General features: G+C 72.0%; 16 protein-coding genes. 12 read left to right on the forward strand and 4 right to left on the reverse strand.

All coding sequences use genetic code 11. The annotated features are described in order from the left end of the window. Window positions 1-29: 29 nt before the first annotated feature. Window positions 30-698 carry a phosphate signaling complex protein PhoU gene (phoU, locus tag PZC42_RS11955; RefSeq protein ID WP_277211336.1) on the reverse strand — a complete coding sequence of 223 codons (669 nt, stop codon included), beginning with the start codon at window positions 696-698 and terminating at the stop codon, window positions 30-32. Window positions 699-855: 157 nt separating this feature from the next. Between phoU and PZC42_RS11960 the strand changes: the two genes are divergently transcribed. From PZC42_RS11960 to pstB, 6 genes are all read left to right on the forward strand, one after another. Continuing rightward, entirely contained in the window at window positions 856-2,139 is a 1,284-nt protein-coding gene (locus tag PZC42_RS11960; RefSeq protein WP_277211338.1) for a sensor histidine kinase, read from the forward strand. Continuing rightward, window positions 2,136-2,852 carry a response regulator gene (locus tag PZC42_RS11965; protein ID WP_277211340.1) on the forward strand — a complete coding sequence of 239 codons (717 nt, stop codon included), beginning with the start codon at window positions 2,136-2,138 and terminating at the stop codon, window positions 2,850-2,852. The genes PZC42_RS11960 and PZC42_RS11965 overlap by 4 nt, the downstream gene beginning before the upstream one ends. Window positions 2,853-2,990: 138 nt before the next feature. Beyond that, window positions 2,991-4,124 (forward strand): phosphate ABC transporter substrate-binding protein PstS, encoded by a 1,134-nt coding sequence (gene pstS / locus PZC42_RS11970; RefSeq protein WP_277211342.1) that lies wholly within the window; start codon window positions 2,991-2,993, stop codon window positions 4,122-4,124. A 135-nt stretch (window positions 4,125-4,259) separates the two neighbouring features. Next, window positions 4,260-5,246 (forward strand): phosphate ABC transporter permease subunit PstC, encoded by a 987-nt coding sequence (gene pstC / locus PZC42_RS11975; RefSeq protein WP_277211344.1) that lies wholly within the window; start codon window positions 4,260-4,262, stop codon window positions 5,244-5,246. Beyond that, window positions 5,246-6,205, forward strand: coding sequence for a phosphate ABC transporter permease PstA (pstA, locus tag PZC42_RS11980; RefSeq protein WP_277211346.1), 960 nt, complete (start codon window positions 5,246-5,248; stop codon window positions 6,203-6,205). Before pstC ends, pstA begins: the two co-directional genes overlap by 1 nt. Window positions 6,206-6,251: 46 nt before the next feature. Continuing rightward, a complete protein-coding gene (pstB, locus tag PZC42_RS11985) occupies window positions 6,252-7,031 on the forward strand; it encodes a phosphate ABC transporter ATP-binding protein PstB (protein WP_277211348.1) in 780 nt (259 codons plus the stop codon). Between the two features lie 99 nt (window positions 7,032-7,130). On the opposite strand, the gene PZC42_RS11990 is transcribed toward pstB, so the two are convergent. Next, window positions 7,131-7,601, reverse strand: a complete 471-nt coding sequence (locus PZC42_RS11990; protein WP_277211350.1) for a hypothetical protein — start codon at window positions 7,599-7,601, stop codon at window positions 7,131-7,133. Between the two features lie 249 nt (window positions 7,602-7,850). On the opposite strand from PZC42_RS11990, the gene PZC42_RS11995 reads away from it, so the two are divergent. The 3 genes from PZC42_RS11995 to ispF are packed head-to-tail and all read left to right on the forward strand — an operon-like array spanning window position 7,851 to window position 9,564. Next, entirely contained in the window at window positions 7,851-8,333 is a 483-nt protein-coding gene (locus PZC42_RS11995; protein ID WP_277211352.1) for a CarD family transcriptional regulator, read from the forward strand. Next, complete coding sequence (gene ispD, locus PZC42_RS12000; protein WP_277211389.1) at window positions 8,330-9,079, forward strand: 2-C-methyl-D-erythritol 4-phosphate cytidylyltransferase; 750 nt, start codon at window positions 8,330-8,332, stop codon at window positions 9,077-9,079. Before PZC42_RS11995 ends, ispD begins: the two co-directional genes overlap by 4 nt. Continuing rightward, window positions 9,076-9,564, forward strand: a complete 489-nt coding sequence (ispF, locus tag PZC42_RS12005) for a 2-C-methyl-D-erythritol 2,4-cyclodiphosphate synthase (protein ID WP_277211354.1) — start codon at window positions 9,076-9,078, stop codon at window positions 9,562-9,564. The genes ispD and ispF overlap by 4 nt, the downstream gene beginning before the upstream one ends. Before the next feature lie 78 nt (window positions 9,565-9,642). Here ispF and PZC42_RS12010 read toward each other — a convergent pair whose 3' ends face one another. Continuing rightward, complete coding sequence (locus PZC42_RS12010) at window positions 9,643-11,007, reverse strand: D-arabinono-1,4-lactone oxidase (RefSeq protein ID WP_277211356.1); 1,365 nt, start codon at window positions 11,005-11,007, stop codon at window positions 9,643-9,645. 50 nt (window positions 11,008-11,057) lie between these two features. On the opposite strand from PZC42_RS12010, the gene PZC42_RS12015 reads away from it, so the two are divergent. From PZC42_RS12015 to rlmB, 3 genes are all read left to right on the forward strand, one after another. Then, a complete protein-coding gene (locus tag PZC42_RS12015) occupies window positions 11,058-12,233 on the forward strand; it encodes an alanine racemase (RefSeq protein WP_277211358.1) in 1,176 nt (391 codons plus the stop codon). A gap of 72 nt (window positions 12,234-12,305) precedes the next feature. Then, window positions 12,306-13,739, forward strand: a complete 1,434-nt coding sequence (gene cysS / locus PZC42_RS12020; protein ID WP_277211360.1) for a cysteine--tRNA ligase — start codon at window positions 12,306-12,308, stop codon at window positions 13,737-13,739. Continuing rightward, entirely contained in the window at window positions 13,739-14,725 is a 987-nt protein-coding gene (gene rlmB / locus PZC42_RS12025; protein ID WP_277211362.1) for a 23S rRNA (guanosine(2251)-2'-O)-methyltransferase RlmB, read from the forward strand. Before cysS ends, rlmB begins: the two co-directional genes overlap by 1 nt. Window positions 14,726-14,771: 46 nt before the next feature. Here rlmB and PZC42_RS12030 read toward each other — a convergent pair whose 3' ends face one another. After that, window positions 14,772-16,067 (reverse strand): DUF4032 domain-containing protein, encoded by a 1,296-nt coding sequence (locus PZC42_RS12030; protein WP_277211364.1) that lies wholly within the window; start codon window positions 16,065-16,067, stop codon window positions 14,772-14,774. Window positions 16,068-16,178 lie beyond the last annotated feature (111 nt).

The following is a 16,178-nucleotide window of genomic DNA, read 5'->3' on the forward strand; positions in this document are numbered from 1 at the left end:
CTGCGGGCCGGGAAGGGTGCTTCTGCTGCTCAGGAGTCGACGGCGGAGGGGTGCTCCACGCCGAAGTCACCCGTCACGAGGAACGTGATGCGTCGGGCCACGGAGACGCCGTGGTCGCCGAACCGCTCGTAGTAGCGGCCGAGCAGGGTCACGTCGACGGTCTCCTGGGCGGTACCGGTCCAGTCGGGGGACAGCGTGGCCGCGAAGGTGTCCTGGTGGAGCTGGTCGAGGGCGTCGTCCCCCTGCTCGATCTCGACGGCCAGCGCGATGTCGCGGGTCGCGAGCAGCTCGGTGGTGCGGCGTGCCACGAGCGCCGCGGCCTCGTGCATGCCCACGAACGTCTCGCGGGCCGACGGCGGCACGGCCGGCGCCGGATACCGCCCGCGGGCGACCTCGGCGACGTGCCGGGCGAGGTCGCCCATCCGCTCCAGGGTGGCGCTAATGCGCAGTGCGCTGATGACGATCCGCAGGTCGGTCGCCACGGGCGCCTGCTGTGCCAGCAGGTGGACGCAACGTTCGTCCAGCTCCTTCTCGAGCCGGTCGATGTCGTGGTCGGAGGCGATGACGTCCTGTGCGAGCTGGTGCTCGCCGTCGAGCAGGGCGGCGCCGGCCCGCGTGATCGCGGACTCGACCAGCCGGCTCATCTCGACCAGTCCCTCACCGATCTGCTGCAGCTCGGCGTCGAAGATCTCTCGCATGGGTGTCCTCTCGAATTCAGGTGCTGAGCAACTCTCGCAGCCGGCCCAGACTCTCAGGTGAACGTGGCGAGGTCCACAGGTGAACAGTGGACGACACGTCTGGGAGCAGGAGGCACCCTGGCGCGGCAGAGGCTTCCGCGCGACCTAGGCTGAGGGTGTGGAGGGAATCATCCAGGGTGCGACCGCCGTCGTCGCCGGCGTGCTCGGCGTCGTCGTCGGGCTGGTCGCTGCCCTGGCCTTCCGCTTCTCGGACCGTGCACAGCGCCGCGACGCCGACGCGGGGACGGCCGAGCTCGACAGCGGGCTGGTGAGGGTGCTGTCCGTCCTGCGCTCGGCCGCCGTGGTGCTCGACGACGACGACGAGGTGATCCGAGCCTCCCCGCCCGCGTACGCGCTCGGCGTCGTGCGCAACGACGCCCTCGTGCACCCGGCCATCGTCGACATGGTGCGGGAGGTACGGCGCGACGGCGTCATCCGCGAGGAGGAGCTCGAGCTGCCGCGCGGCCCCATCGGCTCCGGGACCGTGCTGCTGCAGGTCCGGGTCGCGGCACTGGGGCTCGACAAGCTGCTCGTCCTCGCCGAGGACCGCACCGAGGCGCGTCGGGTCGAGGCGATCCGACGTGACTTCGTCGTCAACGTGTCCCACGAGCTGAAGACGCCGGTCGGAGCGCTCGCCCTCCTCGCGGAAACGGTCCAGGACGCCGCGGACGACCCGGTCGCGGTCCGGCGGTTCACGATGCGGATGCAGGCGGAGGCGCACCGGTTGTCCGCCCTGGTGCACGAGATCATCGAGCTCTCTCGCCTCCAGGTGGCGGGTGCGCTGCAGGAGGTCCGTCCCGTCCCGGTGCGCGACGTCGTCGACGAGGCCGTCGACCGTGCCCGCACGACGGCACAGGGCAAGAACATCACCATCACCGTGGGAGGCTCGGCGGACTGCGTCGTCTTCGGCGACCACAACCTGCTCGTGACCGCGGTGCGCAACCTGCTGGACAACGCCGTGTCCTACTCCGGGGAGAACACCCGCGTGGGCGTCGGCGTGCACGAGCGGGGAGGCCTGGTCGAGATCGATGTCGTCGACCAGGGCATCGGGATCTCCGCGGAGGTGCAGGAGCGTGTCTTCGAGCGCTTCTACCGCGTCGATCCCGCACGCTCCCGCGACACCGGCGGGACAGGGCTCGGACTGAGCATCGTCAAGCACGTCGCCGCCGACCACGGCGGGGACGTGCGGGTGTGGTCCGAGCCCGGCAAGGGCTCGACCTTCACCCTGCGGATCCCCGCTGCAGACCTTCCGGCCGGCGAGCTGCCGACCGGTTCGTCGGGCTCGCCCGACGACCCTACCGACGAGCTGACCCACGATCCGGACACGTCCCGCAGGCCGGGCCGCGCCGGTGACCAAGAGCCCGGGCCGGACGGCCCGACGAACGAGGAGGTAGGCGCGTGACGCGCATCCTGGTGGTCGAGGACGAGGAGTCCTACCGCGACCCGCTGACGTACCAGCTGACCCGTGAGGGCTACGAGGTCGTGGCGACGTCGAACGGCAACGACGCGCTGGACAGGTTCGACGACGGCGGTGCGGACCTCGTGCTGCTCGACCTCATGCTCCCCGGCCTCAGCGGCACGGAGGTGTGCCGTGAGCTGCGGCAGCGGGGGGACGTGCCGATCATCATGCTCACCGCCAAGGACTCGGAGATCGACAAGGTAGTAGGGCTGGAGCTCGGCGCGGACGACTACGTCACCAAGCCGTACTCCTTCCGCGAGCTCCTGGCGCGGATGCGTGCGGTGATGCGGCGCCGCGGTGCGGGCAGCATCGACAGCGGGGGCAACGGCCACGACGACGACGGCGAGTCGGTCCTCGAGGTCGGCCCGGTCCGCATGGACGTGGAGCGGCACACGGTGGCGGTGGACGGTGCGGCGGTCTCGTTGCCGCTCAAGGAGTTCGACCTGCTCGAGCTGCTGCTGCGCAACGCCGGACGGGTGCTCACCCGCGGCCAGCTCATCGACCGCGTGTGGGGCGCCGACTACGTCGGCGACACCAAGACGCTCGACGTCCACGTCAAGCGGATCCGGTCGAAGATCGAGTCGGACCCCGGGTCTCCGACCCTCCTGCTCACGGTGCGGGGACTGGGCTACAAGCTGGCCGACGACGAGTCCTGAGGCGTTCTCGCCAACAGGCCGTCGGCTGTTCATGCGTCGTTCACCTGCTCCTGGTCGCCGGGCCACCTGGCCTCCCTAGCGTTCCTCACGAACGCCGGCGGTCGCCGGTGCCACCAATGCGTGAAGGATGGACGACTCGTGAACCTCAGCCGATTCACTCGTGCCGGATCTGCCGTCGCCGTCGGCGTGCTTGCTCTGAGCCTCGCCGCGTGCGGCTCGGACCCGGAGCCTGCGGACTCCGCGTCGGGCGACGGCGCCGCGGAGTCGACGGAGACGGACTCCGGCGAGGAGATGGCATCGCTCGCCGGCCAGCTCTCGGGCGGAGGCGCCTCGTCGCAGGAGGCGGCGATGAATGCCTGGCGTGCGGGGTTCCAGCAGGCGAACCCGGACGCGACCATCAACTACGACCCCGTCGGCTCGGGCGGCGGCCGCACCGGTTTCGGTGACGGCTCGTACAAGTTCGCCGGCTCGGACGCCGCGCTGGACGACGAGGAGCTCGCCGCCGCCGAGGCCCAGTGCGGCGAGGGTGGCGTCATCGAGTTCCCCGGCTACGTGAGCCCGGTCGCCGTCGCCTTCAACCTCGACGGCATCGACTCGCTGAACATGCAGCCGGAGACCATCGCCGGCATCTTCCTCGGGGAGATCACCTCGTGGGACGACGAGGCGATCGCCGCGGACAACCCCGACGCCGACCTGCCCGGCACCGCGATCACCGTGGTGCACCGCTCGGACGAGTCGGGCACGACGGAGAACTTCGAGGAGTACCTCCACGTCGCGGCGCCGGACGTGTGGACGGCCGAGCCGTCCGGCGTCTGGCCGGTCGACGGCCAGGAGTCCGCGCAGGGCAACTCCGGTGTCGTCGGCGCGGTGCAGGCGGGCCAGGGCACCATCACCTACGCCGACGCCTCCCAGGTCGCCGAGCTGGGCACCGTCGCGGTCGGGGTGGGCGACGAGTTCGTCGAGTACTCGGCCGAGGCCGCCGCCGAGGTCGTGGCCCAGTCGCCGCGCACCGAGGGCACCAGCGACTTCGTCTACACGATCGAGCTCGAGCGTGACATCCCCGGCACGTACCCGATCGCGCTGGTCTCCTACTCCCTGGCCTGCACGACCTACGCCGACGAGGCGACGGCCGAGCTCGTCCGGGGCTTCCTGACGTACCTCGTCAGCGAGGAGGGCCAGCAGGCTGCGGCCGACGCCGCGGGCTCCGCGCCGCTCTCCGACACGATCCGCCAGGCCATCCTGCCCGGCATCGAGTCGATCTCCGCGGGCTGATCCCCACAGGGCCGGGTGCGTGCCGGTGGCCGGGTGGGGCGTCGACCGCGACGCTCCACCCGGCCACCGGTACCGCCGTCGGCCTCGAGTGCAGAGAGACGAGAGCAGCGCACACAGCATGAGCGAGGAATCCGAGTGACCATCACCGACAGCCCGCCCCGGGCGGGCGTCCGCCCGGTCCGCCGACGGCGGTCGTCCGACCGCGGCTTCAACCGCGCCTTCCGCTGGATCTCCCACGGGGCCGGTATCACCATCCTCGTGGTCCTGGCCGCGGTCGCGTTGTTCCTGCTCTGGCAGGCGTGGCCGGCCATCACGGCGGGCGGCGAGCAGCTCGCGACGTCCGTCCCCCGCTTCCCGGCGGACACGTCCCTCCTGGCGTACGTGGGCCCGCTGGTCTTCGGCACCCTGCTCGCCGCGGTGCTCGCGCTGTGCCTGGCCGTGCCGGTCGCCATCGGCATCGCGCTGTTCATCTCGCACTACGCCCCGCGGCGCCTCGCGCAGCTGCTCGGCTACCTGGTCGACCTGCTCGCCGCGATCCCGTCGGTGGTCTACGGCTTGTGGGGATTCCTGGTCCTGGCACCCGTGCTGACGCCGTTCTGGTTGTGGCTGAACGAGAACCTGAGCTGGGTCCCGTTGTACGGGGGGCAGGCGTCCACCACGGGGCGTGCGATGGCCACCGTCGGGGTGGTGCTCGCGGTGATGATCCTGCCGATCATCACCGCCGTCTCCCGCGAGGTCTTCCTCCAGACGCCCAAGCTCCACGAGGAGGCGGCTCTCGCGCTCGGAGCCACCCGGTGGGAGGTCGTGCGTACCGCCGTGCTGCCGTTCGGCCGCTCCGGTGTGATCTCGGCGGCGATGCTCGGCCTCGGTCGCGCGCTCGGCGAGACGATGGCGGTGCTGATGATCCTGTCGCCCGGTTTCTCCTACAGCCTGGACATCCTCGCCGCCGGTCAGCACCAGACGATCGCGGCCTACATCGCGGCGGACTTCCCGGAGTCGACCGGCCTGGGCATCAACACGCTGATCGCGACCGGGCTGGCCCTGTTCGTCATCACGCTGGCCGTCAACATGACCGCGCGCTGGATCGTCTCGCGCCGCAAGGAATTCTCGGGGGCCAACTGATGAGCGCCGTGACCGGAACCAACGCCACCGACTCCTCCGCGCGGACGCGCGCCCTGCTCACCGCGGCCGACCCCGGCCGTCGTCGCACGGACCGCATCATGCAGGGCCTGATCTGGTTCGCCTTCGCGATCGCGATGGTCCCGCTCGCCTGGCTGCTGTGGACCGTCACGGTCGAGGGCGTCGGCCGCATGAGCATCGACTTCCTCAGCCTCTCGATGCGCAACATCTTCGGCGGCGACCCGGGTGGTGGCATCTACCACGCGGTCATGGGAACGCTGATCATCACGGGGATCGCGGCCCTGATCTCGGTGCCCGTCGGGATCCTCACGGCCATCTACCTCGTCGAGTACGGCAAGGGCTGGCTGGCGCGGTCGGTGACGTTCTTCGTCGACGTCATGACCGGTATCCCGTCGATCGTCGCCGGGCTCTTCGCCTTCTCGCTCTTCGCCCTCTTCCTCGGTCCCAGCGTCCGGATGGGGATCGTCGGTGCCGTGGCGCTCTCGGTGCTCATGATCCCGGTGGTCGTCCGGTCGTGCGAGGAGATGCTCAAGCTCGTGCCGAACGAGCTGCGCGAGGCCGCGTACGCCCTCGGCGTGCCGAAGTGGCTGACCATCGTCAAGGTCGTCCTGCGCACCTCGGTCGCGGGCCTGACCACCGGCGTGCTGCTCGCGGTCGCCCGGGTGATCGGCGAGACGGCGCCGCTGCTGGTGACGGTCGGCGTCACGGACTCGATCAACCTCAACCCCTTCGAGGGGCGCATGATGACGTTGCCGGTGTTCACCTACCGGCAGTACCAGCAGGGGTACGCCCCGTGTCCCGCCGGGGAGTCGGCGACGTGCGTCGCCGACATCGCGTTCCAGAACGCGTGGGGCGCCGCGCTCGTGCTGATCGTGATCGTCCTCACCCTCAACCTCCTCGGTCGACTGGTGAACCGTTGGTTCTCCCCGAAGCTGCGCTGACGCGCAGGTCCGCCGTACTGCCGCAGCTCACACGAAGGAAGTAACGATGGCACAGCGCATCGACGTGAAAGACCTGAACATCTACTACGGCGACTTCCTCGCCGTGCAGGACGTCTCGATGACGGTCGAGCCCCAGTCGGTGACGGCCTTCATCGGCCCGTCCGGCTGCGGCAAGTCGACGTTCCTGCGCACGCTCAACCGCATGCACGAGGTGATCCCTGGAGCGCGTGTCGAGGGGAGCGTCGAGCTCGAGGGCGTGGACCTGTACGGCTCCGACATCGACCCTGTCGCGGTACGCCGCAACGTCGGCATGGTGTTCCAGCGGCCGAACCCGTTCCCCACGATGTCGATCCGCGACAACGTGCTGGCGGGCGTCAAGCTCAACAACAAGCGGATCTCCAAGGCTGAGGCGGACGACCTGGTCGAGTCCTCGCTGCACGGCGCCAACCTGTGGAACGAGGTGAAGGACCGCCTCGAGAAGCCGGGGTCCGGCCTCTCGGGTGGTCAGCAGCAGCGGCTGTGCATCGCCCGCGCCATCGCGGTGAAGCCTCAGGTGCTCCTGATGGACGAGCCGTGCTCGGCCCTGGACCCGATCTCGACGATCGCGATCGAGGACCTGATCGGCGAGCTGAAGAGCGAGTACACGATCGTCATCGTCACGCACAACATGCAGCAGGCGGCGCGCGTGAGCGACCGGACCGCGTTCTTCAACATCGCCGGGACCGGCAAGCCGGGCAAGCTCATCGAGATGGACGAGACGTCGACGATCTTCTCTGCGCCGGCCCAGAAGTCCACCGAGGACTACGTCTCGGGCCGCTTCGGGTGATCCCCGGGGCCTCGCCGAGACACGCAGAAGGCCCTTCCCGCGCTCAGTGCGTGGGAAGGGCCTTCTGGGCCGTCTGACGGGTGCTCGCGCACCCGGGGGTCACGGCAGGTACTCGGCGTACTCCGGCAGGGTGCCGTCGAGGACGGGCAGGTAGAAGTCCTTGGTCGCGCCGGCTGCGGAGAGCGTGGCCTGGAGGTTGCCGCCCGGGATCGTGGTGATCGTGCCGAGCATGACGTCCGTGCCGCCCTCGGTGCCCAGGTAGACGGTGTCGCGCGCGGGCACCGGGATGCTCACGGGCTCGGCCCCCGGCGTCGTGAGGATGAACTCGACGTCCTCGGCCGACTGGTTGGCGAGCGCGCCCAGCACGACGCCCTGCTCGCCCTCGGCGGCGGAGAGGACCATGAGGTTCAGGCCGCGTACGTCGGCGTCGTCGAAGTCGACACGGGAACCGTCCGACGGCGCGTAGGGGAGCTGCGTCGTGATCGGCGCGCATGCTCCCAGCAGCAGCGCTCCTGCGGCGGCGCCCGCGACGGCGAGGGTGGTACGGGCAGGACGGGCGGAGCGGGCCACGTGCTCTCCTTCGGCTGGAGGGTGCGTGCGGAGGGCAGGTCTCGTGCACGCGGTTCTTTCACGGATGGGAGGGCGCAGTACGCCCGGCGTCATCCTAGTGGGGTCGGGCGACCGACCTCTAATGCGTCCCCGCACAGGGCGCTGACCTGCAGTGATGCTGCCAAAGGTGGCCTGGTGAGACCGTGCGGGCAGGGGGACTTAACCCTTCGCCGTGATAGACTCGGCGACTGGGAAAGGGGACATCTACAGATGACGTTCACAGTAGGCGAGACGGTTGTCTACCCGCATCACGGTGCCGCGCTGATCGAAGAGGTCAAGGTACGCAAGATCCGTGGTGAAGAGAAGATGTACCTCAAGCTCAAGGTCGCCCAGGGTGACCTGACCATCGAGGTCCCGGCCGAGAACGTCGATCTCGTCGGCGTGCGCGACGTGGTCGACCAGGAGGGGCTGGACAGGGTCTTCGACGTCCTGCGTGCCCCGTACACCGAGGAGCCGACCAACTGGTCGCGGCGCTACAAGGCCAACCTCGAGAAGCTCGCGTCCGGCGACGTGATCAAGGTCGGCGAGGTCGTGCGCGACCTGTCGCGCCGTGACGCGGACCGTGGCCTGAGCGCGGGGGAGAAGCGCATGCTCGCCAAGGCCCGTCAGATCCTCGAGTCCGAGGTCGCCCTCGCCGAGGGTGTCGACGAGGAGAAGGCCGGCGCCATCATCGACGAGGTGCTCGCCTCCTGACGACGCTCGCGATCCTCACCGCGGCCGGGTCCGGCACGCGGCTCGGCCGTGACGTCCCCAAGGCGCTCGTCGAGGTCGGTGGGCTGCCGATGATCGCGCACGCGGCCCGAGCGCTGGTGGACTCCGGCGTGGTGGACGCCCTCGTCATCACCGCGCCTCCCGGCCGCAGCGCCGAGGTGCGTGCCGCCGTCGGCCCCCTCGCGCTCGAGCTGCAGGTGGTCGACGGCGGCGCCACGCGCCAGGCCTCCGTCGCGGCCGGTCTCGCGCTCGCCGGGCCGGGGACGGACGTCGTCCTCGTGCACGACGCCGCACGGCCGCTCACCCCGCCCGCGCTCGTCCGGCGCGTCGTGGCGGCCGTCCGTGGCGGGCATGGCGCCGTGGTCCCCGGTCTGCCCGTCACCGACACGATCAAGCGCGTGCTGCCCGACGGCGGATCCCCGGCCGGGCGCACCGCCGCCGGCGAGCCGGTGGTGGAGCGTGTCGTCGACACCCCGGACCGCAGCGTGCTCCGGGCGGTGCAGACGCCCCAGGGGTTCGAGCATGGGCTCCTGGTGCGGGCGCACGCGGAGGGGGCGGCGCGGGCTACCGCCGAGCACCTCGCCGCCACCGACGACGCCGGCCTGGTCGAGGCGCTGGGCGAGCCGGTGCACGTCGTCGCCGGTGAGCCGGCGGCGCTGAAGATCACCACGGAGCGCGATCTCGCGGTCGCCACCCTGATGCTGGACGAGTGCCTGGAGGAACGATGAGCGCCCTGCCGCGCACCGGCGTCGGCGTGGACGTGCACGCGTTCGCCCCGGAGGGCTCGGACCGTGGGCTGTGGCTGGGCGGGCTGCACTGGCCGGGGGAGCGCGCGCTGGCCGGCCACTCGGACGCCGATGTCGCGGCGCACGCTGCGGCGGACGCGCTGTTCTCCGCGGCGGGCATCGGCGACCTCGGTTCCCACTTCGGCACGAGCGAGCCCGAGTGGGCTGGGGCGAGCGGCGTGACGCTGCTGTCCGAGGCCGCGCGCCGGGTCCGGGCCGCGGGCTTCGAGATCGGCAACGTCGCCGTCCAGGTGGTCGGGAACCGGCCGAGGCTCGGTCCGCGCCGCGCCGAGGCGGAGGCCGTGCTGTCGCAGGCGGCCGGCGCCCCGGTGTCCCTGAGCGCGACCACGTCCGACGGCCTGGGCCTCACCGGTCGCGGCGAAGGGGTAGCGGCGCTCGCCACCGCCCTCGTCGCCCCCACCCCCTAGGCGTTGTGGGCTCGATTTCTGGCCCGTTTTGTCCTGCTTCAGCGGACAAAACGGGCCAGAAATCGAGCCCACAACAAATCATGGGGGTCCGAGGACGCGGTCCGTGTAGGGGTTGCGGAAAGCCCTGCCGGGGTCGACGACGGCACGCACGCTCGCGACGTCGTCCAACGGGTAGTGCTCGGCCAGGTCGGCAGCGGTGCGCGTGTGCAGCTTGCCCCAGTGCGGGCGCCCGCCCGCCGCGACGAAGATCTCCTCCGCGGCGGCGAAGTACCGCTCACGGGGCATCCGGTGGTACTGGTGCACCGCGACGTACGCCGTGGCCCGTCCGCGTGCCGTCGACAACCAGACGTCGTCCGCCGCTGCGCAACGCACCTCTACCGGGAACGGGACCGGCTCACCGGACGTGCGCAGCCAGGCAGCCAGGTCGGTCAGGACCTCGCGCAACGCCTCCCGGGGGACGGCGTACTCCATCTCCGCGAAGCGCACCCGCCGCCGCGTCACCAGCACCCGGTCCGACGGCGCCACGTGCGTGCGGTCGCCCAGCGTGGCGGCGCTGACCCGGTTGATCCGTGGCACCCATCGCGGTGCGGCGGACGCCAGGCGCATGGCGACGCCCAGGGCGCCGTTGGCCAGGACCTCCTCGTCGAGGAAGGTCCGGCCCGCTGCGCCGATCCGTCGTGCCGTGCCGCCGATCCCCTCGAGCTGCCGGGCGTGGTCGGCAGCCTCCGAGCGGTCCAGGGGATCGTTGCACCAGGTCAGCATCCGGTCCGTCCCCGGGAACCAGTAGGCGTCGACCCGTTCGTGGCGTGCCACGAGCTCGTCGTAGCCGTCCACCACCTCCCGCCAGGGCCGCACGGCCTCCGTCGAGCGGAGCAGGTAGGCCGGCACGACCTCGAGCGTCACCGCCGCGAGCACGCCCACGGTGCCCAGGCCCAGGCGGGCCACCTCGAACAGCACGCGCTCCGGCGAGCCTGCCGGGTCGTCGTCGGTCACCGTGCGCACCGCACCGTCGGGCAGCACGAGCCGCACACCGCGCACCTGTGTCGCCAGGCCCCCGAGGCGCGCGCCGGTGCCGTGCGTCCCCGTGGAGATCGCGCCGGCCACGGACTGCCGGTCGACGTCGCCGAGGTTCCGCATCGCCAGGCCGTGCGCGTCCAGGATCCGGTTCAGCTCGAACAGCCGCGTGCCGGCGCCGACCGTCACCAGGGCCTCGCCCGAGGGGAGTCGCTGCAGCGACTCCAGTCCGCGCAGGTGGTCGAGGCTGAGCAGCAGCCCGTCGGTCACGGCCACGTCGGTGAAGGAGTGCCCCGCGCCGACGGCGCGCACCGCCAGCCCGGCCTCCGCGGCGCGGGCCACCAGCGTCCGCAGCTCGGACTCGTCGCGCGGTGTCGCACGCTGCGCCGGCACGGCGGAGTAGGTCCGCCCCCACGTGGTGAACGTCACGGCGAACACTCTGCCATGTCGGTCCCGGTCGGCCGGTGTACCGTGCGTGCATGGGCGTGATCGAGCGGCTGACCAGGGCGGCGACCGGTCTGCCCGCGCCGCTCGCCGTCGTCGATCTCGAGACGTTCGACGCCAACGCGGCGGGCCTGCTCCGGCGTGCCGGCGGCACCCCCGTCCGCGTCGCCGCCAAGTCGGTCCGCGTGCGCTCGCTGGTCCGCCGAGCCCTGGACGCGGGGTTCGCGGGCGTCATGGCCTACTCCCTGGACGAGGCCCTGTGGCTCGTCGCCACCGGTACGCGCGACGTCCTCCTGGGCTATCCCACGGCCGACACCGGTGCGCTCGCCCGGCTCGCCGCCGACCCGGTCGCCCGCCGGGAGATCACGCTGATGGTCGACGACGCCGCCCAGCTCGCGCTCGCGCAGGCGGCGCTGGAGAAAGCCGGCCCCGGCCCGGCGGTGGCGGTGTGCCTCGACGTGGACTCGTCGCTCCGCGTGGGCGTGGGTCGGCTCCGGCTCCACCTGGGTACCCGACGCTCACCGCTGCGCACCCCGGAGCAGGTCGCGGGGCTCGCGACCCAGGTCTCCGGCGCCGACGGCCTGCGGCTGCGCGGGCTGATGTTCTACGAGGCGCAGGTCGCCGGCCTGCCGGACACCCCCGCGGTCCGTGTCGTCAAGGCGCTGTCCGTCCCGGATGTCGAGCGGCGTCGCCGCAGCATCCTCGCGGCCGTGCGCGCCGCCGTCGGGCACGACGTCGAGCTCGTCAACGCCGGCGGTACCGGGTCGCTCGAGACGTCCGCGGCCGGCACCGGGGTGACCGAGGTGACCGCAGGGTCCGGCCTGTTCGTCCCCGGCACGTTCGACGGGACGCGCAGCGTGACCCAGCGCCCGTCGGCGTTCTTCGGGCTCGACGTCGTGCGCACCCCGGCGCCGGGCTGGGCCACGGCGTTCGGGGGCGGGTACATCGCCTCGGGGCCGGCAGGTCCGTCGCGGCTGCCGCGGCTCGTCACGCCCGGATGGTCGCTGACGCGGCGCGAGGCGGCCGGCGAGGTGCAGACCCCGATGCGACGGCGCGGCGGCCGGCCGCTGCACGCCGGTGACCGCGTGTGGTTCCGGCACGCCAAGGCGGGCGAGCTGATGGAGCGGTTCGCCTCCGTGCACCTCGTGCGGGGCGACGAGGTCGTCGAGACCGTGCCGACCTACCGGGGCGAGGGCCGCACGTTCGGCTGACGTGCGGGAGGCCACGTCGGGTGGCGCCAGGCCGGCACCGTGGAGCGGTGGCCAGGCCGGTACCCTGGACCGGTGACCTTGCACCTGTACGACACCGCCACGCGCACCGTGCGCGAGCTCGTCCCTCGAACCCCGGGCAAGGTCGGCATCTACCTCTGTGGCGCGACCGTGCAGTCGTCGCCGCACGTCGGCCACCTGCGCCCGGCCATCGCGTTCGACGTGCTGCGCCGCTGGCTCCTGCGCAAGGACCTGGACGTGACGCTCATCCGCAACGTCACCGACATCGACGACAAGATCCTCACCAAGGCCGCCGCGGCCGGGGTCGAGTGGTGGGCGCACGCCGCCGTCTACGAGCGGGAGTTCACCGCCGCGTACGACGCGCTCGGCGTCCTGCCGCCCACGTACGAGCCGCGCGCCACCCAGCACGTCCCGCAGATGATCGACCTCATGGAACGGCTCGTCGAGCGAGGGCACGCCTACACGACGGGTCCCGGAAACGTCTGGTTCGACGTCCGATCCTGGCCGGCGTACGGCGAGCTGACCACGCAGCGGCTCGAGGACCTCAACCCCGAGTCCACGGACGACGCCGCCGCGACCGAGAAGCGTGACCCGCACGACTTCGCGCTGTGGAAGGCCTCGCGGCCCGGTGAGCCCGCGACCGCCGCCTGGGACACGCCGTTCGGCCGGGGTCGGCCCGGCTGGCACCTCGAGTGCTCGGCGATGGCCCACCGCTACCTGGGGGAGTCGTTCGACGTCCACGGTGGCGGCCTCGACCTGCGGTTCCCGCACCACGAGAACGAGCAGGCGCAGTCCCGCGCCGCCGGCTACGGGTTCGCCGACCGGTGGATGCACTCCGCCTGGGTGACCCAGCAGGGCGTGAAGATGAGCAAGTCGCTCGGCAACGGCCTGCTCATGAGCGAGCTCCTCGAGAAGGCCCCGGCACCCGTCGTGCGGTACGCCCTCGCCGCGGTCCAGTACCGCTCGATGCTCGAGTGGGGTCCGGACACGCTGGACGAGGCACGGACCACCTGGAAGCGGTTCGGCGGGTTCGTCGCCCGCGCGTCCGAGCGCGTCGGTGAGGCGTCGCGGGCGGAGATCGCCGCGGCGCCGCTGCCGGCTGCGTTCGAGGCCGCGATGGACGACGACCTCAACGTCCCGGCCGCACTCGCCGTCGTGCACGAGACGTTGCGCACCGGCAACTCGGCGCTCGCCGCGGGGGACGACGACGGCGCACGCGTCGCGCTCGTCGCCCTGCGGGGGATGCTGGACGTCCTCGGCCTCGACCCGGCCGACCCGCGGTGGGCCAGCGCGGCCGACACGAAGGTGGCCGACGCGCTCGACGCCGTCGTGCAGGCGGAGCTCGAGGCGCGCGCGGCCGCGCGCGCCGCGAAGGACTGGGCCACGAGCGACGCGATCCGGGACCGCCTGGCCGCGGCCGGTGTCGTCGTGCAGGACTCACCGGACGGTGCCCGTTGGGCGCTGTCCACCACGGAGGAGAACAGCTGATGGCGGGCAACTCGCAGCGACCCGGCGCGAAGCGCAAGGGAAGCACCAAGAAGGGCGCACAGGTCGGCACCGGCGGTCACAGCCGCAAGGCGCTGCAGGGCAAGGGACCGACGCCGAAGGCCGAGGACCGCACCTACCACCCGGCGCACAAGAAGAAGGTCGCCGCCGAGAAGCGGCAGGAGTCGCAGAGCGCGCAGGGTGCGCGCAAGGGCGTGGCCCGAGGGACGCGCAAGGCGACCGGCGGCGCCGAGGTCGTGGCCGGCCGCAACGCCGTGCTGGAGGCGCTGCGCACGCAGGCGCCGGTCACCGCGGTGCACATCGCCGAGCGTCTCGACCACGACGACCGCACGCGCGAGATCCTCGAGCTCGCCTCGATCCGCGGCGCACGCCTGCTGGAGTCCTCGCGCGGTGCGCTGGACCAGCTCACCGAGGGGTCCGTGCACCAGGGTGTGGCGCTCGAGGTGCCGCCGTACGAGTACAAGGACGTCGAGGACCTGCTCGACGCCGCCGCGGACGCCGGGGAACCACCGCTGATCGTGGCGCTCGACTCCGTCACCGACCCCCGCAACCTCGGCGCCGTGCTGCGCTCGGCGGGGGCGTTCGGGGCGCACGGCGTGCTGGTCCCGTCGCGGCGCTCGGCCTCGGTCACGGCATCGGCGTGGAAGGTCTCCGCCGGAGCGGCGGCGCGCGTCCCGGTCGCCAAGGAGACCAACCTGGCGCGGGCGCTGACCGAGCTGAAGAAGTCCGGGGTGTTCGTCGTGGGGCTCGACGCCGGCGGGGACACCTCGGTGCGTGACCTGGCCTTCGCGACGGACCCTCTGGTGATCGTGGTCGGCTCCGAGGGCAAGGGCCTCTCGCGCCTGGTCCGCGAGACGTGCGACGCGGTCGCGTCGATCCCGATCGCCTCGGCCGTGGAGTCCCTGAACGCCGGTGTCGCGGCGGGCATCGCGCTGTACGAGGTCGCGCAGGCCCGCGCCGCGAGGTAGCGCACCTTCCCGCGAGGTAGCGCGACTACCCGCGAGGTAGCGCACGCTACCTCGCGGGATCGTCGTCCGGGTCCGCGGCGGCGTAGTGGAAGTAGTCCGCCTCGGGTCCCGCCTCGGCCTCCTCGCCGGGGGTCAGGCCGAGGATCGCCTTCTCGTCGGGGCGGTGCTGCAGCACGTTCTCCACGTAGGAGGCCACCGTCTCGGGCATCGGCACGTCGCGCTGCGCCTGCTCGGAGATGTACCACCGGTGGTCGAGGATCTCGTGATACAGCTGTGCCGGCTCCAGCTTGCGGCGCAGCTCGCGGGGGACGGCCCGGATCGTCGGGTGGAAGACGTTCTGCAGCCAGTCGTGCGCGACGAGCTGCTCGTCGTCCTCCTGCCGCTCGGTCGCTGCCTGGTAGGAGTCGAGGTCGTTGAGCAGGCGACGCGCCTGGTTGTCCTGGACGTCGAGCCCGGTCAGCTTGAACAACCGCCGCGAGTGGTGCCCGGCGTCCACCACCTGGGGCTGGATCTGCACCGTGGTGCCGTCGATGTCGGTGGTGATCGACAGCTCGCCCACGTCGAACCCGAGCTCGTTGAGCTGATCGATGCGAGCGGCGATCCGCCAGCGTTCGTCGGCGTGGAAGGCCTCGACCCCGGTGAGCGCCTGCCACAGCTCGGTGTACCGCTCGACGAGGGAGTTGCCGATCCCGATCTCGTCGACCTCTTCGTCGAGCAGCTCGCCGGCCGCGAGGTCCATGAGCTCGCCGATGATGTTGACCCGGGCGAGCTCGAGGTCGTACTCGCGCTGACCATGGGTGAGCTCGCGGTGCAGGGCGCCGGTCTCGGCGTCGACCAGGTAGGCCGCGAACTGGTTGGCGTCTCGACGGAACAGGGTGTTCGACAGCGAGACGTCGCCCCAGAAGAACCCCGTCAGGTGCAGGCGGACGAGCAGCACGGCGAGGGCGTCGATGAGCCGGTTCGCGGTCTCGTCGCGCAGTGCCTGGCTGAACACCGAGCGGTACGGCAGCGAGAAGGCCAGGTGCTCGGTGACGAGCGCGGCCTCGAGCTGCTCACCGGAGTCGGAGAGCCGCCCCGTGACGACGCCGACCGGCTTGACCGAGGGGATCTCGAGCTTGCGCAGCTGGCGCAGCATCTCGTACTCGCGGAACGCGATCGACTCGCTGGTCTCCTTGATCGCCAGCACCCGGCCGTCGAGGCGCACGAAGCGCACGACGTGCCGGGAGATGCCGCGGGGCAGTGCGGCGAGCACGTCGGCGGGCCAGCCTGCCAGCGGCTGCCGCCAGGGGAGGTCGAGCAGCGCCGAGTTGGGCGTCGCCGAGGTGATCTGCAGCTTTTCCATCGGGTGTCAGCGTAGACGACGACGGGGCGGGGGCCGGGGGGGGCCCCCCCCCCCCCCCCGGGGGGGGGGGGCGCCGCCCCGCCCCCCCCCCGGGGGCCCGGAACGGCGCCC

It is taken from the genome of Isoptericola croceus (assembly GCF_029382255.1).
In the GTDB taxonomy this organism is placed as follows: domain Bacteria; phylum Actinomycetota; class Actinomycetes; order Actinomycetales; family Cellulomonadaceae; genus Isoptericola; species Isoptericola croceus.